The 22407-nt window shown below is 62.6% G+C and carries 23 protein-coding genes; 11 read left to right on the forward strand and 12 right to left on the reverse strand.

The window, feature by feature from the left end:
* Positions 1 to 322: 322 nt before the first annotated feature.
* Positions 323 to 1315, forward strand: a complete 993-nt coding sequence (locus tag ABIE20_RS20860; RefSeq protein ID WP_429507039.1) for an asparaginase — start codon at positions 323 to 325, stop codon at positions 1313 to 1315.
* 54 nt (positions 1316 to 1369) lie between these two features.
* On the opposite strand, the gene ABIE20_RS20865 is transcribed toward ABIE20_RS20860, so the two are convergent.
* From ABIE20_RS20865 to ABIE20_RS20875, 3 genes are all read right to left on the reverse strand, one after another.
* Positions 1370 to 1672: a hypothetical protein gene (locus tag ABIE20_RS20865; protein WP_429507041.1), complete on the reverse strand. Its 303-nt coding sequence runs from the start codon at positions 1670 to 1672 to the stop codon at positions 1370 to 1372.
* Between the two features lie 557 nt (positions 1673 to 2229).
* Positions 2230 to 3477, reverse strand: a complete 1248-nt coding sequence (locus ABIE20_RS20870; protein ID WP_045195614.1) for a ribonucleotide-diphosphate reductase subunit beta — start codon at positions 3475 to 3477, stop codon at positions 2230 to 2232.
* A 235-nt stretch (positions 3478 to 3712) separates the two neighbouring features.
* Entirely contained in the window at positions 3713 to 6601 is a 2889-nt protein-coding gene (locus ABIE20_RS20875) for a ribonucleoside-diphosphate reductase subunit alpha (protein ID WP_429507043.1), read from the reverse strand.
* Positions 6602 to 7369: 768 nt separating this feature from the next.
* Between ABIE20_RS20875 and ABIE20_RS20880 the strand changes: the two genes are divergently transcribed.
* From ABIE20_RS20880 to fhuF, 3 genes are read left to right on the forward strand one after another with little or no spacing between them, the layout of a single operon-like run.
* Positions 7370 to 8092, forward strand: coding sequence for a response regulator (locus ABIE20_RS20880; protein WP_429507044.1), 723 nt, complete (start codon positions 7370 to 7372; stop codon positions 8090 to 8092).
* The gene (locus ABIE20_RS20885; RefSeq protein ID WP_429507046.1) at positions 8089 to 9705 is read left to right on the forward strand and encodes an ATP-binding protein; all 1617 of its coding nucleotides are present in this window, start codon (positions 8089 to 8091) and stop codon (positions 9703 to 9705) included. The genes ABIE20_RS20880 and ABIE20_RS20885 overlap by 4 nt, the downstream gene beginning before the upstream one ends.
* Positions 9702 to 10238, forward strand: coding sequence for a siderophore-iron reductase FhuF (gene fhuF / locus ABIE20_RS20890; protein ID WP_429507048.1), 537 nt, complete (start codon positions 9702 to 9704; stop codon positions 10236 to 10238). Before ABIE20_RS20885 ends, fhuF begins: the two co-directional genes overlap by 4 nt.
* A gap of 3 nt (positions 10239 to 10241) precedes the next feature.
* On the opposite strand, the gene ABIE20_RS20895 is transcribed toward fhuF, so the two are convergent.
* Positions 10242 to 10943, reverse strand: a complete 702-nt coding sequence (locus ABIE20_RS20895; protein WP_429507049.1) for a 4'-phosphopantetheinyl transferase family protein — start codon at positions 10941 to 10943, stop codon at positions 10242 to 10244.
* A gap of 149 nt (positions 10944 to 11092) precedes the next feature.
* On the reverse strand, positions 11093 to 11893 hold the full coding sequence (locus ABIE20_RS20900; RefSeq protein WP_429507051.1) for a dienelactone hydrolase family protein: 801 nt from the start codon (positions 11891 to 11893) through the stop codon (positions 11093 to 11095).
* 142 nt (positions 11894 to 12035) lie between these two features.
* On the opposite strand from ABIE20_RS20900, the gene ABIE20_RS20905 reads away from it, so the two are divergent.
* From ABIE20_RS20905 to ABIE20_RS20920, 4 genes are all read left to right on the forward strand, one after another.
* Positions 12036 to 12638, forward strand: a complete 603-nt coding sequence (locus ABIE20_RS20905; protein WP_045195603.1) for an outer membrane protein — start codon at positions 12036 to 12038, stop codon at positions 12636 to 12638.
* A gap of 114 nt (positions 12639 to 12752) precedes the next feature.
* Entirely contained in the window at positions 12753 to 13430 is a 678-nt protein-coding gene (locus ABIE20_RS20910; RefSeq protein ID WP_010220390.1) for a response regulator, read from the forward strand.
* The gene (locus ABIE20_RS20915; RefSeq protein ID WP_429507053.1) at positions 13427 to 14782 is read left to right on the forward strand and encodes an ATP-binding protein; all 1356 of its coding nucleotides are present in this window, start codon (positions 13427 to 13429) and stop codon (positions 14780 to 14782) included. The genes ABIE20_RS20910 and ABIE20_RS20915 overlap by 4 nt, the downstream gene beginning before the upstream one ends.
* Before the next feature lie 271 nt (positions 14783 to 15053).
* Complete coding sequence (locus tag ABIE20_RS20920) at positions 15054 to 16376, forward strand: dicarboxylate/amino acid:cation symporter (protein ID WP_045195599.1); 1323 nt, start codon at positions 15054 to 15056, stop codon at positions 16374 to 16376.
* A gap of 71 nt (positions 16377 to 16447) precedes the next feature.
* On the opposite strand, the gene ABIE20_RS20925 is transcribed toward ABIE20_RS20920, so the two are convergent.
* On the reverse strand, positions 16448 to 16942 hold the full coding sequence (locus ABIE20_RS20925; RefSeq protein WP_010220387.1) for a SprT family zinc-dependent metalloprotease: 495 nt from the start codon (positions 16940 to 16942) through the stop codon (positions 16448 to 16450).
* Positions 16943 to 17079: 137 nt separating this feature from the next.
* The gene (locus ABIE20_RS20930) at positions 17080 to 17679 is read right to left on the reverse strand and encodes a Yip1 family protein (RefSeq protein ID WP_038993895.1); all 600 of its coding nucleotides are present in this window, start codon (positions 17677 to 17679) and stop codon (positions 17080 to 17082) included.
* A 267-nt stretch (positions 17680 to 17946) separates the two neighbouring features.
* Between ABIE20_RS20930 and ttcA the strand changes: the two genes are divergently transcribed.
* Both ttcA and ABIE20_RS20940 read left to right on the forward strand, forming a co-directional pair.
* Positions 17947 to 18771, forward strand: a complete 825-nt coding sequence (gene ttcA / locus ABIE20_RS20935) for a tRNA 2-thiocytidine(32) synthetase TtcA (RefSeq protein ID WP_038993896.1) — start codon at positions 17947 to 17949, stop codon at positions 18769 to 18771.
* Between the two features lie 5 nt (positions 18772 to 18776).
* Complete coding sequence (locus ABIE20_RS20940; protein WP_429507055.1) at positions 18777 to 19448, forward strand: DNA-3-methyladenine glycosylase I; 672 nt, start codon at positions 18777 to 18779, stop codon at positions 19446 to 19448.
* A gap of 93 nt (positions 19449 to 19541) precedes the next feature.
* Here the strand turns inward: ABIE20_RS20940 and ABIE20_RS20945 are convergent, their stop codons facing one another.
* Genes ABIE20_RS20945 through arsC form a run of 3 tightly spaced genes read right to left on the reverse strand, consistent with a single transcriptional unit; the run spans position 19542 to position 20906 of the window.
* A complete protein-coding gene (locus tag ABIE20_RS20945; protein WP_429507057.1) occupies positions 19542 to 19958 on the reverse strand; it encodes a DUF2069 domain-containing protein in 417 nt (138 codons plus the stop codon).
* The gene (wrbA, locus tag ABIE20_RS20950; RefSeq protein WP_038608072.1) at positions 19951 to 20556 is read right to left on the reverse strand and encodes an NAD(P)H:quinone oxidoreductase; all 606 of its coding nucleotides are present in this window, start codon (positions 20554 to 20556) and stop codon (positions 19951 to 19953) included. Before wrbA ends, ABIE20_RS20945 begins: the two co-directional genes overlap by 8 nt.
* Entirely contained in the window at positions 20553 to 20906 is a 354-nt protein-coding gene (arsC, locus tag ABIE20_RS20955; RefSeq protein WP_429507059.1) for an arsenate reductase (glutaredoxin), read from the reverse strand. The genes wrbA and arsC overlap by 4 nt, the downstream gene beginning before the upstream one ends.
* An 86-nt stretch (positions 20907 to 20992) precedes the next feature.
* Between arsC and ABIE20_RS20960 the strand changes: the two genes are divergently transcribed.
* Positions 20993 to 21457, forward strand: a complete 465-nt coding sequence (locus ABIE20_RS20960; protein ID WP_429507061.1) for a TlpA disulfide reductase family protein — start codon at positions 20993 to 20995, stop codon at positions 21455 to 21457.
* A 99-nt stretch (positions 21458 to 21556) separates the two neighbouring features.
* Here the strand turns inward: ABIE20_RS20960 and ABIE20_RS20965 are convergent, their stop codons facing one another.
* Together ABIE20_RS20965 and ABIE20_RS20970 are read right to left on the reverse strand one after the other, a co-directional pair.
* Positions 21557 to 21961: an META domain-containing protein gene (locus tag ABIE20_RS20965; protein ID WP_429507063.1), complete on the reverse strand. Its 405-nt coding sequence runs from the start codon at positions 21959 to 21961 to the stop codon at positions 21557 to 21559.
* Positions 21958 to 22395, reverse strand: coding sequence for a hypothetical protein (locus ABIE20_RS20970; protein ID WP_429507064.1), 438 nt, complete (start codon positions 22393 to 22395; stop codon positions 21958 to 21960). Before ABIE20_RS20970 ends, ABIE20_RS20965 begins: the two co-directional genes overlap by 4 nt.
* Between the last annotated feature and the right edge of the window lie 12 nt (positions 22396 to 22407).

Below are 22407 nucleotides of genomic sequence, written 5' to 3' on the forward strand. Positions count from 1 at the left end.
CCGAAACCCCTATCTGCGCATGCAGGTAGGGGTTTTGTCTTTCTGGCGATCTAACTGCTAGTCGTGGCCCTTGTGGGAGCCAGCCTTGCCGGCGATGCAGGCACCGCTTGATCAGCTGGAAACTCCCGCTAGCATGATTGCCCTTTCCCCAACCCAAGACCATTCCCGCCCCAGCTTCAGACCCGCCTGACTGTCTTATCTAACCGAGTGTCCGCTTAACTGGCGTCCCTCCAATAACGATAAGAAGGCCAACGCCCATGTCTGCTAATGCTGCCCCGATCAGCCCCGCCCGGTTCATCAGCCTGGTCACAGGAGCTGACAAATGACTCTGCCCAAACTCGCCATAGGAACCCTGGGCGGTACCCTGAGCATGCTCCAGTCAGCGGAAGGCGAAGGTGTCACGCCGGGCCTGGATAGCTTGCAGATGCTCGCCGACGCGCCCCAGCTTGCAGATCTTGCGCACATCTCGGCGAAAACCCTGCAGATGTTACCCAGTGCCTCGTTGTCATTCATTCAACTGATCGATGTCCTGTACTGGGCCAAAGGCCAGGTGGAAGAGGGCGCACACGCGGTGGTGCTGAGCCAGGGCACAGACACCCTGGAGGAGGTGGCGTTCTTTCTCGAACTGCTCTGGCCCTTTGATGCGCCGTTGATCCTCACCGGCGCGATGCGTGCCGCCTGCGAGCCCGGCGCCGATGGCCCGGCCAATCTGCTGGCAGCGGTGCGGGTGGCGCTGGATGCGCAGAGTCGCGGCCGCGGTGTGCTGGTGGTGATCAATGATCAGATCCATGCCGCTGCCCATGTGCGTAAAACCGAGAGCCTGGCCATGGCCGCATTCAGTTCACCGCACTTCGGCTGCGAAGGCCTGCTGATAGAGGGGCGTGCCTGTTACCTGAAGCCTGCCAGGCCGCGCCAGCCGTTACCCGAACCCTGGCGCCTGGATCAGCGTGTGGCGCTGCTGGAGGCTGATTTTGCCGCCGATACCCTGCTGCTCGAGCAAGTCGCCGGGCTTGGGTATGAAGGGCTGGTGATCGCCGGGTTCGGCGCCGGGCATGTGTCGGCAGCCTGGGCCAAATGCGTGGGATACATCACCACCAGGATGCCGGTGATTATTGCCTCGCGTACCGGTTCGGGGCCTACGGCAAATCACACCTATGGCTTCGACGGTGGGGAAATGGATCTGCAACGCAAAGGCGCACTGATGGCGGGTTTCTTGTGTCCGCGCAAATGCCGGGTATTGCTGTGGGTGCTGATCGGCTGCGGGATGGATGACGAGCTGGAGCACTGGCTGGCCGGGTATCGTCAGCCGCGATGAGGGGAAGGTCACGTGGGGCCGCGTGTCGGCGCCCACGTGTCTTCGCAGGGGCGCTTAGACGAAGCGCTGAGGCACTACGCCGCGCGGCAGGCGGCTGCTGCCAGGCAGGGCGCTCAGGCGTGTACGCCAGTTGGCCTTGAAGCAGAACGTGCTCGGGGCAGGGTTGGCCTTGGCCATGCGTTGTTTACGCAGCTCTGCCAGGGACGGGGTGGATTTCTTGGCCGACGCAGGCGACTCCGTCTTGACCAGGGACCGCTGACACGACTTGCAGGAAACCTGGTCAGGGGTGGAGGTGCTGGTGAGGTTATTACCGGCGCGACCGCAAGCGACTGCGTCGCCGCTGGTTGAGTAGTGCATTACCAAGCTGTACATCTCCAAACATATGAACAAAAGCCCCCTATTTTCGCACAGGTTGGCGGCGGATGCGGCGCCATCGTCAACGCGATGCTGGAGGCTTGAGTCAGAAGGTTGAAGGACAGCGTTGTTTACAGGGGAGAAATGGTACCGAGTGCGCCAATCGCAATGGCCAGCGCCAGAAAACCCACGACGAAGATTGCAAGCTTACCCATGGAGCGCTCCAGATGAAGGTTTTGCGGTGCAGCGCCAGGCTGCAGTCGCGAAATGCGCCCGGTAGAGCGGGGCGCAGGACTATTTTCGCTCCGGCGCTGTTACCGAAACAGATTCAGATGGCGCGGCAAAATACGGATCAGATAAGTTGCAACGCGACGAACTGATAAAGCTGGTGGCGGATTGCCGCTCGCCGAGCCGGCAGATGCTTAGGGGTAAACCGTCAGCGCACGGCCAGGCTGCGTTGCTTCGTCGAGGTCGTACTCGCGCGTTTTGCAAAGGCGTGAGCAGGCCAATAAAAAAGGCCGCCTCGCAGCAGCCTTTGTTGTCGAATATGAACGTGGAAATCAATCCCAGCTCAACGCCCCACCAGTCTGATACTCGATAACCCGAGTCTCGAAGAAGTTCTTCTCTTTCTTCAAGTCCATGATCTCGCTCATCCATGGGAACGGGTTGGTGGTGCCTGGGTACTCTTCCTTCAGGCCGATCTGCGACAGGCGACGGTTGGCGATGAACTTGAGGTAGTCCTCCATCATCGCGGCGTTCATGCCCAGCACGCCGCGAGGCATGGTGTCGCGGGCGTATTCGATTTCCAGCTGGGTGCCCTGCAGGATCATCTGCGAGGCCTCTTCCTTCATTTCGGCATCCCACAGGTGCGGGTTTTCGATCTTGATCTGGTTGATCACGTCGATACCGAAGTTCAGGTGCATGGACTCGTCACGAAGGATGTACTGGAACTGTTCGGCAACGCCAGTCATCTTGTTGCGACGACCCATGGACAGGATCTGGGTGAAGCCGCAGTAGAAGAAGATGCCTTCCAGGACGCAGTAGTAGGCGATCAGGTTGCGCAGCAGCTCTTTGTCGGTCTCGACGGTGCCGGTGTTGAATTCCGGGTCGGAGATCGCGCGGGTGTAGCTCAGGCCCCAGGCGGCTTTTTTAGCGACCGACGGGATCTCGTGGTACATGTTGAAGATCTCGCCTTCATCCATGCCCAGCGATTCAATGCAGTACTGGTAGGCGTGGGTGTGGATCGCCTCTTCGAAGGCCTGGCGCAGGATGTACTGGCGGCACTCGGGGTTGGTGATCAGGCGGTACACGGCCAGGGCCAGGTTGTTGGCAACCAGGGAGTCGGCGGTGGAGAAGAAGCCCAGGTTGCGCATGACGATGCGACGCTCGTCGTCGGTCAGGCCTTCCGGGTTTTTCCACAGGGCGATGTCCGCGGTCATGTTGACCTCTTGCGGCATCCAGTGGTTGGCGCAGCCGTCCAGGTACTTCTGCCAGGCCCAGTCGTATTTGAACGGTACCAGCTGGTTGAGGTCGGCGCGGCAGTTGATCATGCGCTTTTCGTCAACCGCGACGCGGGCAGCAGAACCTTCCAGCTCAGCCAGGCCTTCGGCGATGTCGAGTTTGTCCAGGGCAGCCTTGGCGCGTTTGACCGCTTCGGAGTCGTCGGCAGTCACGGCGCGCGCTTCCAGGGCAGCCACACCGCCAGCGTTATCGAGCTTGTCGATGCCTGCGGCAGCAGCTTGAGTGGCGGTAGTGCCTTTGGCGGCTTCTTCGCCTTCGTCTTTATCGAATTCGTCCCAGCTCAGCATGGTGGGTCTCCTGCTTGAGGGCCATATCAGTATGGCCGGTGGATCTTGGTTGCGGTGCTTGCGGTTGGGTACTGCGGTGCACGCAAAATCTTGGAATGCTTCCCGGGGCTGAGGCCCTCGGGGGAGGTCGGGGTGGCCCCGACCTTGTTGTTCGGCCTGGCGAAGAGGGCGGCAGGGCCGGCCCTATCGCTGGCAAAGCCAGCTCCCACAGGAGAGCTGGCCAGCCTTCAGGCGCTTATTGGCAGGCTTCGCAATCCGGCTCGTCGATCGCGCAGGCCTTCGGCACTGGGGCAGGGCCGGCTGGCGCTGCTTGTACCGGGGCGCTGTCGCCACCGCTGGAAACGGCGTTGAGCTTGCCGGTGTTGATGGTCGACTTCTCGGTGCTGGTCGCGGCCAGGGCACGGAGGTAGTAGGTGGTTTTCAGACCACGGTACCAGGCCATGCGGTAGGTCACGTCGAGCTTCTTGCCCGAAGCGCCGGCGATGTACAGGTTCAGCGACTGGGCCTGGTCGATCCACTTCTGACGGCGGCTGGCGGCGTCGACGATCCACTTGGTTTCCACTTCGAAGGCGGTCGCGTAGAGGTCTTTGAGCTCTTGCGGAATGCGCTCGATCTGCTGCACCGAACCGTCGTAGTACTTCAGGTCGTTGATCATGACCGAGTCCCACAGGCCGCGGGCCTTGAGGTCGCGAACCAGGTACGGGTTGATCACGGTGAATTCGCCCGAGAGGTTCGATTTCACGTACAGGTTCTGGTAGGTCGGCTCGATGGACTGCGATACGCCGGTGATGTTGGCGATGGTCGCGGTCGGCGCGATGGCCATGATGTTCGAGTTACGAATACCTTTTTGTACGCGGGCACGCACCGGCGCCCAGTCCAGGGTTTCGTTCAGGTCGACGTCGATGTACTTCTGGCCACGGGCTTCGATCAGGATCTGTTGCGAGTCCAGCGGCAGGATGCCTTTGGACCACAGCGAGCCCTGGAAGGTCTCGTAGGCGCCACGCTCGTCGGCCAGGTCGCAGGACGCCTGGATGGCGAAGTAGCTGACCGCTTCCATCGACTTGTCGGCGAACTCGACGGCAGCGTCGGAGCCGTAAGGGATGTGTTGCAGGTACAGTGCGTCCTGGAAGCCCATGATGCCCAGGCCGACCGGACGGTGCTTGAAGTTCGAGTTACGCGCTTGCGGCACCGAGTAGTAGTTGATGTCGATCACGTTGTCGAGCATGCGCACGGCGGTGTTGACGGTGCGCTGCAGCTTGGTGGTGTCCAGCTTGCCATCGACGATGTGGTTCGGCAGGTTGATCGAGCCCAGGTTGCAGACCGCGATCTCGTCCTTGTTGGTGTTCAGGGTGATCTCGGTGCACAGGTTCGAGCTGTGCACCACGCCCACGTGCTGCTGCGGCGAACGCAGGTTGCACGGGTCCTTGAAGGTCAGCCATGGGTGGCCGGTCTCGAACAGCATCGAGAGCATTTTGCGCCACAGGTCTTTGGCCTGGATGGTCTTGAACACCTTGATCTTGTTGTACTCGGTCAGGGCTTCGTAGTACTCGTAGCGCTCTTCGAAGGCCTTGCCGGTCAGGTCGTGCAGGTCTGGCACTTCCGATGGCGAGAACAGGGTCCACTTGCCGTCATCGAAGACGCGCTTCATGAACAGGTCAGGGATCCAGTTGGCGGTGTTCATGTCGTGGGTACGACGACGGTCATCACCGGTGTTCTTGCGCAGCTCGATGAACTCTTCGATGTCCAGGTGCCAGGTTTCCAGGTAGGCACAGACAGCGCCCTTGCGCTTGCCACCCTGGTTAACGGCGACGGCGGTGTCGTTGACCACTTTCAGGAACGGCACGACGCCCTGGGATTTACCGTTGGTGCCCTTGATGTAGGAGCCCAGTGCACGCACAGGGGTCCAGTCGTTGCCCAGGCCACCGGCGAATTTCGACAGCATGGCGTTGTCGTGGATCGCGTGGTAGATGCCCGACAGGTCGTCTGGCACGGTGGTCAGGTAGCAGCTCGACAGCTGTGGACGCAGGGTACCGGCGTTGAACAGGGTCGGGGTCGACGCCATGTAGTCGAAGGACGACAACAGGTTGTAGAACTCGATGGCACGGGCTTCTTTGTCTTTCTCTTCCAGTGCCAGGCCCATGGCCACGCGCATGAAGAACACCTGAGGCAGCTCGAAGCGCACGCCATCCTTGTGGATGAAGTAGCGGTCGTACAGGGTCTGCAGGCCCAGGTAGGTGAACTGCTGGTCGCGCTCGTGGTTGATCGCCTTGCCCAGTTTTTCCAGGTCGAAGTCGGCCAGGGCAGGGTTGAGCAGTTCGAACTCGACACCCTTGGCGATGTAGGCGGGCAGGGCCTTGGCGTACAGCTCGGCCATTTCGTGGTGGGTGGCGCTCTCGGCGACTTCGAGGAAGCCCAGGCCTTCGGCGCGCAGGGTGTCCATCAGCAGGCGAGCGGTAACAAACGAGTAGTTCGGCTCGCGCTCTACCAGGGTACGGGCGGTCATCACCAGGGCGGTGTTGACGTCGGTGAGGGCCACGCCGTCGTAGAGGTTCTTCAGGGTTTCGCGCTGGATCAGGTCGCCATCGACTTCGGCCAGGCCTTCGCAGGCTTCGCTGATGATGGTGTTCAGGCGGTTCATGTCCAGTGGCGCCAGGCTGCCGTCGGCGCGGGTGATGCGGATGCTTGGGTGTGGCTGCACGCTGGCGTCTTCGGCGTGGCCGCGGGTGGCACGTTCCTTGGCACGCTGGTCGCGGTAGATCACGTAGTCACGGGCGACTTTCTGCTCGCCGGCACGCATCAGGGCCAGTTCGACCTGGTCCTGGATTTCTTCGATGTGGATGGTGCCGCCTGAAGGCATGCGACGCTTGAAGGTCGCGGTGACTTGTTCGGTCAGGCGGGCAACGGTGTCGTGGATGCGCGACGAGGCGGCAGCGGTGCCGCCTTCAACTGCGAGGAACGCTTTGGTGATGGCCACGGTGATCTTGTCATCGGTGTAGGCGACGACAGTGCCGTTACGCTTGATCACGCGCAGTTGGCCCGGGGCGGTGGCAGCCAGATCCTGGTTCGAATCAGCGGCCTGCGGCGCCAAAGCCAGCGGGTTCTCGCGAGTTGTGTCGGTTTGCATGGGTGTCTCCACGTTCTCTAAGTATGTTTAGGCGCTTTGTGAGCGCCAACCGTTCCGTCCGAAAGCCCAACAACCGACCTTGGGGGCGCGCAGGAACGAGCGTTCCGGCATGCCGCACAGGTCGGGCATACTCACTTCGGGACAGTTCAGGAATTAGGGCAAATGCTTGCCGCTCCCTGGCCGAAGTCAAAGGTCTTGAATCTACGACTCAAAACTGTTGCTGTCGGGTGTGCCGATGGCTTGCAACACCCGTACCCGAAACAACACCCTCCAAGGGTTTGCAACGGAAGCCTGCGCAGGAGCGGTTTGGCTGCTGATCTCTTCTAAAGTTCAAGCAAAAAATCTAGCCGTTGAGGGCTTGAGTTCTTTGCTTGACTTGTGCTTGGGATTTTCAGGAAACCCCAAGATGTAGTGTTTTGTTTCGCTTGGGATACAAGATAATGCGGTCTTGGGGGTAATGCAAGGTCGCGCTCTGTGGATAACTTGTGCGTATTTTGTGAGTGATTTCACTCAACCCCTTGTAGGCCGCGTCTTAGCGCGCAATGACCGCCCGTCACCGATTTTTTCGCGGGGCAAAGGGTCGCAGGCGGATTTTGCGGGCGCGAACCCTATCACAAAAAATCGGCTTGTCCGAGCGCCTTGCCCGCTGGTTTTTTGCTGCGGGTAACGGCGGTTGGCAGGCGTCAGTGCCCGACGTAGTATCCGGGGCCAATGTTGCCTTTTGGTGATCTGGGCACTCTTTATAACAACAAGCTGTTGAGGTGAGCCGTGGAGCAGAGCAGTCGGGTATTGATCGTCGAGGATGACCAGCGGCTGGCCGACCTGACCCGTGAATACCTGCAGGCCAATGGCTTTGTCGTGGACGTGGAGGGCGATGGTGCCCGGGCGGCGGCGCGGATCGTCGCCGAGCAGCCCGACCTGGTGATCCTCGACCTGATGCTGCCCGGTGAGGACGGCCTGAGCATCTGCCGCAAGGTGCGCAAGCAGTACCCCGGGCCGATCCTGATGCTTACCGCGCGCAGCGACGACCTGGATCAGATCCAGGGCCTGGACCTGGGCGCCGACGACTATGTGTGCAAGCCGGTGCGCCCGCGCCTGCTGCTGGCACGCATCAACGCCCTGCTACGGCGCAGCGAGGCGCCGGCCGAGGCTCAGGCGCCGCAAGCATTGCAGTTCGGCCCGTTGCGGGTCGACAACACCTTGCGCGAGGCCTGGCTGTACGACAGCGGCATCGAACTGACCAGCGCCGAGTTCGACCTTTTATGGCTGCTGGTGAGCAACGCCGGGCGGACTTTGTCGCGCGAGGAGATCTTCACTTCCCTGCGCGGCGTCGGCTATGACGGTCAGGACCGCTCCATTGATGTGCGTATTTCGCGCATCCGCCCGAAAATAGGCGACGACCCCGAGCACCCGCGGATGATCAAGACCATCCGCAGCAAAGGCTACCTGTTCGTTCGTGAAGCGGCCGAAGCCATGGGCCAGGTGCCATGAACTCGATCTTTTTGCGCATCTATGGCGGCATGCTCGCGGCCCTGGTGCTGGTGGCCGTGCTCGGTGTGCTCAGCCTGCACCTGCTCAACGAGGTGCGCGCCGGCCAGTACCGCGAACGCCTGGCCCACGGCACCTTTACCCTGATGGCTGACAACCTGGCGCCGCTGGATGCTGTCGAGCGCAAGCGCGCGCTGCTGATCTGGGAGCGCCTGCTGGGGATTCCCCTGGAACTGCAGGTGCTGAGCAGTACCGCCCTGGACGGCAGCCAGCGCAGCCAGTTGCAGCGCGGCCAGGTACTGGTAGAGAAGACCGGCCCGCACGCGGCCAAGGTACTGCGCCAGGTCGGTGATCAGGATTTGCTGCTGGTCGGCGAAGTGCAGCAGATCAGCGAGCAACTGGCCCGCGCCACTATTTATCTGCTCGCCGATGAGCTGGTGCGCTACCCGGTGGCCGAGCAGCCCCAGCGCCTGGCCGCCCTCAAGCAGAGCAAGGGTTTTGGTTTCGACCTGCGCCTGCAGCGGGTCAACCAGACCGACATGGACGAAGACCAGCGCCGGCGTATAGATGAAGGCGACACGGTGATGGCGCTGGGCAAGGACGGCGACTCGATCCGCGTGTTCGCAGGCCTTGTCGGCACGCCCTGGGTGCTGGAAATCGGCCCGCTGTACCAGATGAACCCTTATCCGCCGCAGTTGCTGGTGCTGATTGCGGTGCTGGGCCTGTGTTTGATCGGCCTGATCGTCTACCTGCTGGTGCGCCAGCTGGAGCGGCGCCTGTCGGGGCTTGAAGCCGCCGCAACGCTGATTGCCCAGGGCAGCTTGGAAACTCGCGTGGCAGCCGATGATGCCGATTCGGTCGGGCGCCTGGCCGCGGCGTTCAATGGCATGGCCGAACACCTGCAACGCTCGCTGACCATCCAGCGCGAACTGGTGCGCGCGGTGTCCCACGAGCTACGCACGCCGGTCGCGCGGCTGCGTTTTGGCCTGGAGATGATCGCCAGTGCCAGCAACGACCAGGCCCGGGACAAGTACCTGACCGGCATGGACGGCGATATCCAGGACCTCGACAAGCTGGTCGATGAGATGCTCACTTACGCGCGCCTGGAGCAGGGCGCGCCGGCCCTGCATTTTCAGCGGGTTGACCTGGATGCCTTGCTCGACCAGGTGATCGCCGAGCTGGCGCCGCTGCGCAGCGAGGTGCGGGTGCTGCGCGGCCCCTGCCAGGGCGGCGAAAAGGGGCCGGACGGGCAGGGCCCGTGGGTCGAGGCCGAGCCGCGCTACCTGCACCGGGCGCTGCAGAACCTGGTCAGCAATGCCATGCGCCACGCTGAATCACAGGTCAGCCTCAGTTATCAGCTGGGCCTGCAACGCTGCCGGATCGACGTCGAGGACGACGGCCCCGGCGTGCCGGAAAGCGTCTGGGAGCGCATCTTCACCCCCTTTACCCGCCTCGACGACAGCCGCACCCGCGCCTCCGGCGGGCATGGCCTGGGGTTGTCGATTGTGCGTCGGATCATCTACTGGCATAACGGGCGGGCGTCTGTGGGGCGCAGCGAGCGCCTGGGCGGCGCCTGCTTCAGCCTCAACTGGCCACGCAGCCAGGATGGCGAATGAGCTCGCCGATTGCCCTGCAGGCCCTGCTCGACGATGCACGCTTCGATGCCTTGCTGCTGGCGTTGTATGGGCCCGAGTTGATGCCGGCGCAGCGGCCGGTGCTGGTCTCGCAGTGGTCCAAGTACTATTTCGCGCTGGTCTGGCGGACGTTGCGCGAGGGTGCAAGCCTGGCGGCTTTCAGCCAGACATCGGTGCTGCTGGATGAGCGCGGCTTGCCGCTTGCGCTGATCGCCGACGGCGCCCCCTGCCAGGACCTCCTGCCTGAGCATCTGCAACCGTTGATTGCGCGTCTGGCCGAGTTGGGAGCGCTAGCGACAGCGGTATTGTGGGGCAATGCCGGTGATTGTCTTGAGCAGTCGCTGCAAGAGGGTATCGACAGCGCAGGTTTGCAGGTACTGCTTGAAACACCCGGCAGCCCGTTATACGCCGCTGTAAGCCAGGATGCTGCCGGACGGCGTCGGCGCCGCACCTGCTGCCTGAGCTACAAGGTCGACTGGGTCGGGCATTGCGAGCATTGCCCGTTGCTGCCCTGAAACTCAGACGCTGACCAGGCTCAACAGCTGGTCATCCTGCAGGCAGAACTGCCCCTCAAGCTCCCGGCCGTGGTGCCAGTGCGTCGACAGGTCGGTGAGCAGGCGCAAACGCGCATGGCCGTCTGCGGACCACTCCAGCACCTCGGCGTGCTCGAAATAAAACCGCTGCTTGACGATCGGGTAGAGCGCCTTGAACAGGCTTTCCTTCAGCGAGAAGGTCAGGGTCACGCTCAGGCCTACCTGGCTGGGGTCCATGCGCTGCAGTTCGGCTTCGGTGAGAATCTCCCGGGCCAGGCGCTCGGCGCGCTCGTCGCTGAGCAGGCATTCCTGATCCAGGCCCAGGCCCTGGCAATCGCTGCTGCGCGCCACCACGGCGGCGGCCCAGCCTTTGCCGTGGGTGATCGAGCCGCAAATGCCAGCCGGCCAGATCGGCGCGCGGTCTTCATCGGTGCCCGGAACATAATCACGGCCATCGAGCCGCATCAAGGCGGCCCGGGCACACACCCGGCCGGCCAGGTACTCGGCCTGGCGCTTGGCCACCGAGCGTTGCAGGCTGGCGGTTTGCTCGATACCGGCGCGAACGAAATCGTCGCTGGCGAGCAGGGCGGGGTCGAACGGGCAACTGACCAGGATCGCGCCGGGGACCGGACGCGGCAGGGGCCAGTGGTGCAGGAGCGGCAGGCAGCAGGTGGGCAGTCGGTTCATGGCCGGTATTGTGCCGTGGCTGCTGCCGGCGTGCCAGTGCCTGCACCGGCCATCGCCGGCAAGGCCGGCTCCCACAGGGGGCGGTGAGTGCAGGGCCTTTGGGGGAGCTGGCTTTGCCAGCGATGAGGCCGGCAGAGTCTAAAGGGAACCTAAGGTTGTGGTTTGAAGATCTTCTTGAAGAACGCCTGCAGATCCGCCCACGAGCTTTCATCCGCGGCCTTGTTATAGCCAATATCCGGCCCGCCATGCTCGCCATGGCTCAGGCGGTCGGCATCGGGGTTGGTAAAGCCGTGCTTGGCTCCGGGAATGCTGACGAACTCGTAGGTCGCCCCGGCTGCGTCCATTTCTTCCTTGAATTTCTCCACCTGCTCCGCGGTCACCATGCTGTCGTTGGCGCCATGCTCCACGAGGATCTTGGCCTTGACGCTGCCCGGTGTTGCTGGGGTGTTGGTGACCAGCGCACCATGGAAGCTGGCCACTCCGGCCAGCGCTTCACCGCGGCGCGCGGCGTCGAGCACCACCTTGCCGCCGAAGCAGTAGCCGATGGCGGCGATTTGCTGGGTGTCGGTCTGCGGCTGGAGCTTCAGCAGTTCAACTCCGGCATCAAAGCGCTCGGCTGCCGCGTTCGGGTCTTTCAGCGCGGCGGCCATGAAGGCCTGGGCATCAGCCGGGTGCTCGGTGTTCTTGCCGTCGCCATACATGTCGATGGCCAGGGCGCTGTAGCCAAGCCCGGCAAGGTCGCGGGCACGGCGCTTGGCGTAGTCGTTGAGCCCCCACCATTCATGCACAACCACCACGCCCGGGCGCTTGCCCTCGGCGGCGTCGTCGTAGGCGTAATAGCCGACCAGGCGCTTGCCGTCGGCGTCCTGGTAGGGGATCTCACGGGTTTGCACCGCCGCCTGGGCCAGGCTGGCGGCACCGATCAGGGCCAGAGCGAGCAGACAACGCATGGTCGTACTCCTTGATTGCAGTCGGTTTTGCACACAGTGCAGCTGTTCAGCTGAGGTTCAGCCTGGGTTCAGCGGCGGTTCAGGACGGCTTGCTTACTCTAGCTTCCACACCAACACAGTGCATCACCTGGAGTACCACACGATGAAAAAGCTCAATACCCTGCTGCTCACCGTTGCTTTCCTTGGCGCCAGCGCCGCCGCCCAGGCCGCTGATACAACCTTCGCCGGCGTCACCTATGGTCAGACCAGCGACAAGATGAAAAAGTCCGGCCTGCTGACCCGCAACACCGATCACCTGAACACCGACGGCATCATCAGCAAGGACAGCACCTATGGCATCCGCGTCGGCCAGATGAACGACCAGGGCCGCTACTACCTGACCTACGACAACGTCTCCAACGACCACAGCGGCTTGAAAGTGCGCCAGGAAAACCTCCTGGGCAGCTACGACATGTTCTACCCACTGGGCAACACCACCAAGCTGTTCGGCGGCGCCAGCGCCGGCCTGACCAAGATGAGCATGGAGTCCTCCGGCTACAGCCGCGACACCGACACCGGCTACGCCATCGGCCTGCAGGCCGGCGTACTGCAGCAAGTCAGCGACAATGCCTCGGTTGAACTGGGCTACCGTTACCTGCGCAGCAACGCCAGCACCGAGCTGTCCGAGCATGACGGTCCGAAAGTCGGCAGCCTGCGCCTGAACAGCAGCGCCCAGACCTATCTGTCGGCCAACTACGCGTTCTAAGTCGCCTGGCGATGTCCGAACCGGCCTGCATGCGCACGGCCGGTTCGCTGTTATTCTGCATTCGTCTACAAAATTGACTGGCCAATGAAGGCCGGCACGGGTCTGGAGGAGCGTATGAAACTGCTGGTGGTCGAGGATGAGGCACTCTTGCGTCATCACTTGTACAGCCGCTTGACGGAAAGCGGGCATGTGGTCGAAGCGGTGGCCAATGCCGAGGAGGCCCTGTACCAGGCCGAGCAGTTCAACCATGACCTGGCGGTGATCGACCTGGGCCTGCCGGGCATGAGCGGGCTCGACCTGATCCGCCAGTTGCGTTCCCAGGGCAAGAGCTTCCCGATCCTGATCCTCACCGCCCGCGGCAACTGGCAGGACAAGGTCGAAGGCCTGGCTGCCGGCGCCGACGATTACGTGGTCAAGCCTTTCCAGTTCGAAGAACTCGAAGCCCGCCTTAATGCCTTGCTGCGCCGCTCCAGCGGCTTTACCCAGTCGACCATCGCCGCAGGCCCGCTGGTGCTTGACCTCAACCGCAAGCAGGCCACCCTCGACGAACAGCCCCTGGCGCTGACCGCCTATGAATACCGCATCCTCGAATACCTGATGCGTCATCACCAGCAGGTGGTGGCCAAGGACCGCCTGATGGAGCAACTGTACCCGGACGATGACGAGCGCGACCCGAATGTCATAGAGGTGCTGGTCGGCCGCCTGCGGCGCAAGCTTGAGGGCAGCAATGGCTTCAAGCCGATCGATACCGTGCGCGGCCTGGGTTATCTGTTTACCGAGCGTTGCCGATGATCCGTTCGTTACGTCTGCGCTTGATGCTGGCGGCCGCGGTGCTGGCGCTGCTGTTCATGCTCGGCTTGCTGCCGGCCTTGCAGAAGGCCTTCAGCCTGGCCTTGCAGGAGTCGATCGAGCAGCGCCTGGCCTCGGACGTCACCACCTTGATTTCCGCTGCGCGCATCGAGGACGGCAACCTGCAGATGCCGGTGCTGTTGCCCGACGAGAAATTCAATCTGCCTGACAGCCGCCTGCTTGGCTACATCTACGACCGCCAGGGCAACCTGGTGTGGCGTTCGCGCGCTACGGCGGACGAGAACATCAACTACACCCCGCGCTATGACGGACGCGGCAACGAGTTCGCGAGGATTCGACAGGACGATGGCGAGGAGTTCTTCGTCTATGACGTCGAGGTCAAGCTGCTCGGCGGCAAAACCGCCGCCTTCAGTATCGTGGCCCTGCAGCCGGTGCGTGAATACCAGCACACCCTCGACGGCCTGCGCGAAAAACTTTACCTGGGATTTGGTGCAGCATTGCTGGCGTTGCTGGTGCTGCTCTGGGCCGGCCTGACCTGGGGTCTGCGCTCGTTGCGGCAGATGAGCCGCGAGCTGGATGACGTCGAATCCGGCGCTCGCGAGGGCTTGAGTGGTGAGCACCCGCGGGAACTGCTGCGCCTGACCGATTCGCTCAACCGTCTGCTGCGCAGCGAGCGCGAACAGCGCCGGCGCTATCGGGATTCCCTCGGTGACCTGGCCCACAGCCTGAAAACCCCGTTGACCGTGCTCCAGGGTGTCAGTGAAAGCATGGCCCAGCGCCGCGAAGACCGAGAACAGGCGCGGGTGCTGCAAAGCCAGATCGAACGCATGAGCCAGCAGATCGACTACCAGCTGCAGCGCGCCAGCCTGCGCAAGAGCGGCCTGGTGCGCCACCAGGTGCAGTTGCGGCCCTTGCTCGACAGCCTGTGCAGCACCCTGGCCAAGGTCTACCGCGACAAGCACGTGCATATCAGCGTCGATGTGCCGGAGCACGCCTTGGTGCCGATGGAGCAGGGCGCCTTGCTCGAACTGCTCGGCAACCTGCTGGAGAACGCCTATCGCCTGTGCCTGAACCAGGTGCGCATCAGCCTGCAAGCCAATGAGGCACAGGTGGTGCTGTGTATCGAGGACGACGGCCCGGGCGTGCCACCCGACCAGCGTGAGCGCATCCTCCAGCGTGGCGAACGCCTCGACCGGCAGAACCCGGGGCAGGGCATTGGCCTGGCGGTGGTCAAGGACATCATTGAAAGCTACGACGCAACGCTGACCCTCGACGACTCGCCCCTGGGCGGTGCGGCCTTTCGCATCCGCTTTGAACTGGAGCGAAATACCTAGGCGGATTACCGCCATCATTGCCTCAAACTTTTGCGTGGCGTGCGGAAATCCGCCAACACCATCCCCTCGGCTTGCAACCTCTTTGTGCATCGCAGCCCCGTAGAACCGGGGCCTGCACCGTTAAAGCGCATTTTGGCATCGGGCTTGCTATGGACTTATCAGAGTTCTGCCAGGCAGCTCGACACAACAAATCCCTCCAGTGCAGGAGGGTTCGCGCTTTAGGTACCCCGCATCCTGGGAAGGATGAGCCGGTACCCTTGAGGAATTAGCCATGACGACGCGTCAGCCACTGTACAAATCGCTGTATATCCAGGTGTTAGTAGCGATCACCATCGGTATCCTGCTGGGCCATTACTACCCTGAAACCGGCGTGGCCCTGAAGCCGCTGGGCGACGGGTTCGTCAAACTGATCAAAATGGTCATCGCCCCGATCATCTTCTGCACCGTGGTCAGCGGCATCGCCGGCATGCAGAACATGAAATCGGTCGGCAAGACCGGTGGCTACGCGCTGCTCTACTTCGAAATCGTCTCGACCATCGCCCTGATCATCGGCCTGGTGGTGGTCAACGTGGTCAAGCCTGGCGCCGGCATGCACATCGATGTCAGCACCCTCAACGCCAGCAGCGTGGCCGCTTACGCCGCCGCCGGCGCGCAGCAGACCACCGTCGGCTTCCTGCTCAACATCATCCCTAATACCGTGGTCGGCGCCTTCGCCAACGGCGACATCCTGCAAGTGCTGATGTTCTCGGTGATCTTCGGTTTTGCCCTGCATCGCCTGGGTGCCTACGGCAAGCCGCTGCTTGACCTGATCGACCGCTTTGCCCATGTCATGTTCAACATCATCAACATGATCATGAAGCTGGCGCCGGTCGGTGCATTCGGTGCCATGGCCTTCACCATCGGCCAGTACGGCGTCGGTTCGCTGGTGCAACTGGGCCAGCTGATGATCTGCTTCTACGTCACCTGCGTGCTGTTCATCCTGGTGGTGCTCGGCGGTATCGCCCGCGCCCACGGTTTCAGCATCCTCAAGCTGATCCGCTACATCCGCGAAGAGCTGATGATCGTCCTGGGTACCTCCTCTTCGGAGTCGGCGTTGCCACGCATGCTGACCAAGATGGAGCGTCTGGGCGCGAAAAAATCCGTGGTTGGCCTGGTCATCCCGACCGGCTACTCGTTCAACCTCGACGGTACCTCGATCTACCTGACCATGGCCGCCGTGTTCATCGCCCAGGCGACTGACACCACCATGGACATCACCCACCAGATCACCCTGCTGCTGGTGCTGCTGGTTGCTTCCAAAGGTGCTGCCGGCGTTACCGGTAGTGGCTTCATCGTCCTCGCCGCAACCCTGTCGGCCGTCGGCCACCTGCCGGTTGCCGGCCTGGCGCTGATCCTTGGTATCGACCGCTTCATGTCCGAAGCCCGCGCCCTGACCAACCTGATCGGCAACGCCGTGGCCACTGTAGTCGTGGCCAAGTGGGTCAAGGAGCTGGATGAAGACAAGCTGCACGCCGAACTGGCTTCCGGTGGCTCGCCGCTGACCGACACCCGCCCAATGGATGACCTCGGTGTGGCTGAAGGTCCTGCGCGCTAACAGGCAGGCGCTGTAACGCAAAAAGCCCATCTTCGGATGGGCTTTTTTGTGGCTGCTGTCCCGCGATGGGTTTATTCCACCCGGGTCTCGCCGCTATACACCAGGGTATTGCGACAGCGCCGGCACAGGTACCGCCGCCCCTGGCGCACCAAGCTGTGGCGTTGCGCCGAGAACGGGAAGTCGCTGCCGGCGCACGGGCAGCGGTAGATGTAGCGGGTCACCGTGCGGCGTTTGACCGCGTAGTTGTGGCAGCGGTGCGGCGGCAGTTCGTACACGCCGCGCATGATCAGTTGCCATTCCTCGCCATGGGGCTGGATGCGGTCGCCAAACAGCTGGTGGGCCACCAGGTGGGCGACCTCATGAGGCACCGTCTGCTTGAGGAAGTCTTCGCTGTTCTCGCGGTACAGCTGCAGGTTGAAGCGCAGCAGGTTCTCGTGCAGGTGCGCGACGCCGGCCTTCTGGCCACGCAGCTTGAAGCTGACTTCGGGGCGCGGGAAGGGGCGTTTGAAAAAGGTTTCGGCTTGCTGGTAACAGGTTTCGACGCGGGATTTGAGCAGTTCGGGCATATCGGGGAACACTCCTGGCCGACAATTATGCCGCAACCGCGGCGACGCTGCCGAGCCACCTGTCAGCGCACAGTATCAGGCCGCCTTGCGGCGGCCTGAGGGTGTTGCGCCTATGTTGCTGTTTCTAATGGTTCGCTCTAGCTGGTGTAGACGGGCCCCACGCCCAGTCCCCAGACAATCACGGTAAAGGCCATGATGGCGACCAGCACCACCAGGCCCACCGCCAGCACCGAGCTTGAGAACAGAAAGCCCTCATCGGATGGAATGTTCATGAAAGTCGGCAGGCCGACATACAGCAGGTAGACCGTGTAGCACACCGCTGCGGTGCCGACGATCATGCCCAGCCACAGGTGCGGGTACAGCGCCGCCAGGCCGCCGACGAACAGCGGCGTCGCGGTGTAGGTGGCAAAGGCAATGCAACGCGCAAGGCTTGGGTTGGCGTCATAGGTGCGGGCCATCCAGTGGATGAATGCGCCCATCACCGCCACGCCGCCGAGCATGGCCAGGTAGGACATGATGGTCATCCACAGCGCGCTTTCCTGGGTCAGCATGACCGGCGCGCGATCACCGATGACCCAGCCGACCTGGGTGGTGCCGATGAACGCCGAAATCGCCGGGATCGCGGCGAGGATCAACGTGTGGGTCAGGTACATGTGGCTGATGCTTTCTTCTTCACCGCGTATTTCTTTCCATTCCTGATCGGGATGGGTAAACAGCCCAACAACGTGATGGATCATGCCGGTCACTCCTTTCGTTGTTGCCATCGCCCCCCACTGGAGCGCTTGCGGCCCCAAGTCTGGGCCAGAGGTTGGAGGTCACCTTTGTGTGGCCTTATGTCGCAGTATAGGAAGGCGTTCGCTGCATAAAGCCGGCTTTTTAGAGCAAATCGCGCTGTCAGGCCTCTGCTTAATCACGATGCAGTCTTTATCGGATTGGCCTACGCCCACTGGCGGTTTAAGGGTAAAATGCTCGGCTTTTGTCACACCTCGCGGATTCCAAGCGCTATGGGCACCCTTTCGGTCAACCAGAACAAACTGCAAAAACGCCTGCGTCGTCTCGCCGGCGAAGCCATCACCGACTTCAACATGATCGAAGACGGTGACAAGGTCATGGTCTGCCTGTCCGGCGGCAAAGACAGCTACACCATGCTCGATGTTCTGCTGCACCTGCAGAAAGTGGCGCCGATCAAGTTCGACATCGTCGCGGTGAACATGGACCAGAAGCAGCCGGGCTTCCCCGAGCATGTGCTGCCGGCCTACCTCGAGGCCCTCGGCGTCGAGTACCACATCGTCGAGAAGGACACCTACTCGGTGGTCAAGGAACTGATCCCGGAAGGCAAGACCACCTGCTCGCTGTGCTCGCGCCTGCGTCGTGGCACCCTGTACACCTTCGCCGACGAAATCGGCGCAACCAAGATGGCCCTGGGGCATCACCGCGACGACATCGTCGAGACCTTCTTCCTCAACATGTTCTTCAACGGCACCCTCAAGGCCATGCCGCCCAAGCTGCGTGCCGATGACGGGCGCAACGTGGTGATCCGCCCGCTGGCCTACTGCAGCGAGAAGGACATCCAGGCCTACTCGGACATGAAGGAATTCCCGATCATCCCGTGCAACCTCTGTGGCTCGCAGGAAAACCTGCAACGCCAGGTGGTCAAGGACATGCTGGTGGAGTGGGAGCGCAAGACCCCGGGGCGTACCGAGAACATCTTCCGTGGCCTGCAGAACGTGGTGCCGTCGCAACTGGCTGACCGCAACCTGTTCGACTTCACCAGCCTGAAGATCGACGAGACCGCCACCCCGCGCTTTGTCGACGTGCTGAACATCTGACGGCCATGCGTGATTACCAATGGCTGCATGAGTACTGCCTGAACCGCTTCGGCTCGGCCGCCGCCCTCGAAGCGCACCTGCCCCAGGCGAACAGCCCCGAGCAGCTGCGCGCGATCGGCGCCGACCGGTACCTGTCGACCCTGGCCCTGCGGGTGTTTCGCGCCGGTTTGAAGCACAGCCTGGTGGACGCCAAGTGGCCGGCTTTCGAGCAGGTGTTCTTTGGCTTCGACCCGCAAAAGGTTGTGCTGATGGGCGCCGAGCACCTGGAGCGGTTGATGCAGGACACGCGGATCATCCGCCACCTGGGCAAGCTCAAGAGCGTGCCGCGCAATGCGCAGATGATCCTCGACATCGAGAAGCAACACGGCAGTTTCGGCGCGTTTATCGCCGACTGGCCGGTGACCGATATCGTCGGCCTGTGGAAGTACCTGGCCAAGCATGGCAACCAGTTGGGCGGGCTGTCGGCGCCGCGTTTCTTGCGCATGTGCGGCAAGGACACGTTCATCCCCACCAATGACATGGCTGCGGCGCTGATCGCCCAGGACATCATTGACAAGCCGCCGACCAGCCAGCGCGACCTGGCCCTGGTGCAGGAGGCCTTCAACCAGTGGCATGCCGAAAGCGGGCGGCCACTGTGTCAGCTGTCGGTGATGCTGGCGCATACCGTCAATCACTGAGATCGGTGGTGCCATCATCGCTGGCAAGCCAGCCCCCACAAAACCCTGTGGGGCGGTGCGGCGACCCGACTTGCCCCGCGATGAACTCACCGCCTAGTTCGAACCTTCCCCCGCCAACCGCCGTTCATACTGAAAGCGCCAGCGCACGTACAGCAAGGCACTGACGAACAGCGCCAGGCTGATCGCCACTTCCAGCCAGCCGAACAGCGCCCTGGCCGGGTCGAACGCGGCCAGCACGCCCTTGATGAAGTACAGGTTGACCACGAAGCAGGTCCAGGCATGAGCGCGGGCGTTACCCAGCAGCATGCCCGGCAGCAGCAGGGCCAGCGGCACCAGCTCGATCGCCAGGATCACCCCGACCCGCGCACCGTGCAGGTCGGCGAACAGCAGGTTGTTCAGGGTCAGCAGGGCGATCAGGCCGAAAAAGCTCGCCAGGCTCAGCGCCCGGGTCAGGCGCAGGCGCGGCGCCAGCCATTCGAGCGACGGCAGTACCTTGGGCTTTTTAGCCACGGCCGTTCTCCAGCAGTTTGGCGGTGGTCGCCAGACGCTGGCCCAGGGCGCGGCACAGGGCGATTTCGTCGGCATCGAGGTCGCGCTTGCCGTCGGCGCCGGCATGGTGGCTGGCGCCGTAAGGGGTGCCGCCGCCACGGGTTTCCAGCAGCGCCGACTCGCTGTAGGGCAGACCCATGATCAGCATGCCGTGGTGCATCAGTGGCAGCAGCATCGACAGCAAGGTCGATTCCTGGCCGCCGTGCAGGCTGGCGGTGGAGGTAAACGCCGCCGCCGGTTTGCCGACCAGGCCGCCGCTCAGCCACAGGCTGCTGGTGCCGTCGATGAAGTACTTGAGCGGCGCGGCCATGTTGCCAAAGCGCGTCGGGCTGCCCAGGGCCAGGCCCGAGCAATGGCGCAGGTCGTCAAGGGTGGCATACAGGGCGCCGGTTTCCGGGATGTCCGGAGCGACGGCTTCGCACTCGGTGGAAATCGCCGGTACCGTGCGGATGCGTGCCTCAAGACCGGCCATCTCGACGCCGCGGGCAATTTGCCGGGCCATCTCGCTGGTCGAGCCGTGGCGGCTGTAGAACAGGATCAGGATATACGGCGCGCTCACGGCAGGATCTCCAGCACTTTCTCCGGTGGCCGGCCGATCACGGCTTTGTCACCGGCGATCAGGATTGGCCGCTCGATCAGCTTCGGGTGCCGGACCATGGCTTCGATCAACTGCGCCTCGCTGAGACTGGCGTCGGCCAGATTGAGCGCTTTGTATTCGTCTTCGCCGCTGCGCAGCAGCTGGCGGGCACTGACGTCCAGCTTGCCGAGCAGGGCCTTGAGCTCTTCGGCAGTCGGCGGGGTTTCCAGGTAGCGCACCACGGTCGGGGCCAGGCCGCGGGCTTCGAGCAGCTCCAGGGCACCACGGGATTTGGAGCAGCGCGGATTGTGATAGAGGGTCAGGTCAGTCATGTTCGGGTCGCATCCAGCAGGGTGTGGCGGCTATTCTAACCGCAGCGACTTCGCATTTTGCTTGAATCTTCGAGAAGGATTGACCCATGACAAGGCGTTTGGCAGCAGCACTGGCCATCACCGCGAGCCTGTTGCTCGGCGGTTGCGGTGCAGATTACGGCCTGGACCAGCACGGCCAGGCGGTGAAAGCCGAGCAGATTGAAGGGCACTGGCTGGTGCTCAACTACTGGGCGGAATGGTGCGGCCCGTGCCGTATCGAAATTCCCGAACTCAACGCAGCTGCCAAGCAATGGCAGGGGCAGGGCGTGCAGGTGCTGGGGGTGAATTTCGACGGCCTGCAGGGTGAAGACCTGAAAAAGGCCAGCGAAGCCCTGGGTATCGGCTTCACCGTACTGGCCAGCGACCCGGCCGAGCGTTACCAATTGCCGCGCAGCGAAGCCTTGCCGGTGACCTACATCATCGATGACAAGGGCAAGGTGCGTGAGCAGTTGCTGGGCGAGCAGACCCTTGAGGGTTTGAACCAGAAGATCAAGGCGCTGAAAGGCGCATGACAGCAGCTTCAAGCTACAAGCGACAAGCTGCAAGATAGAGCCAGACCGCGCACAGTCTGCTCTTACTTGCGGCTTGAAGCTTGAAGCTTGCCGCTTAAGTCAACCCTCCTCAGGCCAGAAACGCAGCGGCTTGCCCTCGGCTGGCCAGAAGCGCACCTGCTCGATCGGCGAGATATCCCAGCGTTGTACGGTTTCCAGCGCTTGCAGGAAGCGCTTTTCCTGCTCCATCAAAGCCGGTGCGCACAGTTTGCGGGTACTGCCGACCTTGCCGAAGCTCAGCTTGTTGCCGTCCAGCTGGTACGGCGCGAACCAGTGGTTGCAGCCACCATTGCCGTAGGCGCGGCCGTCGGCGGCCAGGGTCAGGGTCAGGTGGCTGTAGTCCATCAGCGGACGTTCGCCAATCCATTCCAGCAGGTAGCTGCGTTCCTGTTCCAGCTTCATCGGCTCGGCGGCGCAACCCAGCAGGGCGGTGCCGATCAGGGCTGAGAGCAACAGCGTTTTCACTGGGGCGTCTCCTTGCATTTCGGGCACAGGTGTTTGTCGCCGCGGCTGATCCAGCCAAGCTCGGCGATGCGTGAGCTGGCGGCCGGTTGCTGGGCTTTTTTACCCAGTTTGGCGTCGACCGCGAATTCGAAGCTCAGGTTGGCCTGGCAGCTGTCGCAGTTGACCTCCCAGGTGTGGATCGCCAGTTCGCCGAACACCGGGCCGCTGGCTACCGCGACCCATTGGCCGGTCGGGTTGATCAAATGGCGTACGGATTCAACGGTCAGGCGCATGGACAAGTCCTTGCTGCCCTTGAGGGTCACCAGCAGAACGTCGTTCTTCTGGATCGAGCCGCCGTTGCCGGTCACTTGATAGCGGCCTGGCACCAGGGCGCGGCACTCGATCAGGGTGTGTTGCGGGTTAAACAGGGTGTAGCGGAAATCGTGTTCGACCATGGGTCCTCCAAA

Origin of the sequence: Pseudomonas sp. 2835, from assembly GCF_050435905.1 — a bacterium.
Taxonomy (GTDB): domain Bacteria; phylum Pseudomonadota; class Gammaproteobacteria; order Pseudomonadales; family Pseudomonadaceae; genus Aquipseudomonas.

Excerpts from the sequence above, each read along its gene's own strand:
- ABIE20_RS20860 (WP_429507039.1), top strand. The coding sequence starts at position 323 with ATGACTCTGCCCAAACTCGCCATAGGAACCCTGGGCGGTACCCTGAGC.
- ABIE20_RS20865 (WP_429507041.1), bottom strand. The coding sequence starts at position 1,672 with ATGCACTACTCAACCAGCGGCGACGCAGTCGCTTGCGGTCGCGCCGGT.
- ABIE20_RS20870 (WP_045195614.1), bottom strand. The coding sequence starts at position 3,477 with ATGCTGAGCTGGGACGAATTCGATAAAGACGAAGGCGAAGAAGCCGCC.
- ABIE20_RS20875 (WP_429507043.1), bottom strand. The coding sequence starts at position 6,601 with ATGCAAACCGACACAACTCGCGAGAACCCGCTGGCTTTGGCGCCGCAG.
- ABIE20_RS20885 (WP_429507046.1), top strand. The coding sequence starts at position 8,089 with ATGAACTCGATCTTTTTGCGCATCTATGGCGGCATGCTCGCGGCCCTG.
- fhuF (WP_429507048.1), top strand. The coding sequence starts at position 9,702 with ATGAGCTCGCCGATTGCCCTGCAGGCCCTGCTCGACGATGCACGCTTC.
- ABIE20_RS20895 (WP_429507049.1), bottom strand. The coding sequence starts at position 10,943 with ATGAACCGACTGCCCACCTGCTGCCTGCCGCTCCTGCACCACTGGCCC.
- ABIE20_RS20900 (WP_429507051.1), bottom strand. The coding sequence starts at position 11,893 with ATGCGTTGTCTGCTCGCTCTGGCCCTGATCGGTGCCGCCAGCCTGGCC.
- ABIE20_RS20905 (WP_045195603.1), top strand. The coding sequence starts at position 12,036 with ATGAAAAAGCTCAATACCCTGCTGCTCACCGTTGCTTTCCTTGGCGCC.
- ABIE20_RS20910 (WP_010220390.1), top strand. The coding sequence starts at position 12,753 with ATGAAACTGCTGGTGGTCGAGGATGAGGCACTCTTGCGTCATCACTTG.
- ABIE20_RS20915 (WP_429507053.1), top strand. The coding sequence starts at position 13,427 with ATGATCCGTTCGTTACGTCTGCGCTTGATGCTGGCGGCCGCGGTGCTG.
- ABIE20_RS20920 (WP_045195599.1), top strand. The coding sequence starts at position 15,054 with ATGACGACGCGTCAGCCACTGTACAAATCGCTGTATATCCAGGTGTTA.
- ABIE20_RS20925 (WP_010220387.1), bottom strand. The coding sequence starts at position 16,942 with ATGCCCGAACTGCTCAAATCCCGCGTCGAAACCTGTTACCAGCAAGCC.
- ABIE20_RS20930 (WP_038993895.1), bottom strand. The coding sequence starts at position 17,679 with ATGATCCATCACGTTGTTGGGCTGTTTACCCATCCCGATCAGGAATGG.
- ttcA (WP_038993896.1), top strand. The coding sequence starts at position 17,947 with ATGGGCACCCTTTCGGTCAACCAGAACAAACTGCAAAAACGCCTGCGT.
- ABIE20_RS20940 (WP_429507055.1), top strand. The coding sequence starts at position 18,777 with ATGCGTGATTACCAATGGCTGCATGAGTACTGCCTGAACCGCTTCGGC.
- arsC (WP_429507059.1), bottom strand. The coding sequence starts at position 20,906 with ATGACTGACCTGACCCTCTATCACAATCCGCGCTGCTCCAAATCCCGT.
- ABIE20_RS20960 (WP_429507061.1), top strand. The coding sequence starts at position 20,993 with ATGACAAGGCGTTTGGCAGCAGCACTGGCCATCACCGCGAGCCTGTTG.
- ABIE20_RS20970 (WP_429507064.1), bottom strand. The coding sequence starts at position 22,395 with ATGGTCGAACACGATTTCCGCTACACCCTGTTTAACCCGCAACACACC.